Origin of the sequence: Bacillus sp. AFS001701 (assembly GCF_002559405.1) — a bacterium.
Lineage (GTDB): Bacteria > Bacillota > Bacilli > Bacillales > Bacillaceae_G > Gottfriedia.
The window spans coordinates 1-477 of record NZ_NTZO01000324.1; the positions used below are offsets into that span (position 1 = coordinate 1).

A 477-nucleotide genomic window follows, 5' to 3' on the forward strand; every position below is an offset into this window, starting at 1 on the left:
GACGGAGCGACAGGCCCAGCAGGAGCAACAGGAGCAGACGGAGCGACAGGAGCAGACGGAGCGACACGAGCAGACGGAGCGACAGGCCCAGCGGGAGCAACAGGAGCAACTGGTATAGTTGAGGGGTGTTTGTGTGATTGCTGTGTTTCGACTATGCAAAACGTTTTACAACAACTTATTGGTACATCAGTGCTTTTAGAAACTATAGCAGATGAACCAAATCAACAACCTCTTCTAACATTCGTAACAATCACTTCAGTGAATGATTCAATAGTTACTGTGACAGATGGAGTCACAACTTTCTTTGTCGGTATACCGAAAATTATTGGGGTTGGGTTTTTACCGCCTGGACCGACTATTAATTTACTCCCTCCTGTCGATTCTGGCTGTGAATGTGATTGCCTTGAAAGACCATTAAGAGAATTGCTGGATACACTAATTGGAACTTCAGTGAACATTAGAGTTGACAATGGTTCA

At 45.3% G+C, this 477-nt stretch carries 1 protein-coding gene; it reads left to right on the forward strand.

Translation table 11 applies throughout. The annotated features are described in order from the left end of the window. Positions 1–477 (forward strand): collagen-like triple helix repeat-containing protein (locus CN514_RS25830; RefSeq protein WP_176525971.1); only part of this gene is annotated, 477 nt, incomplete at both ends.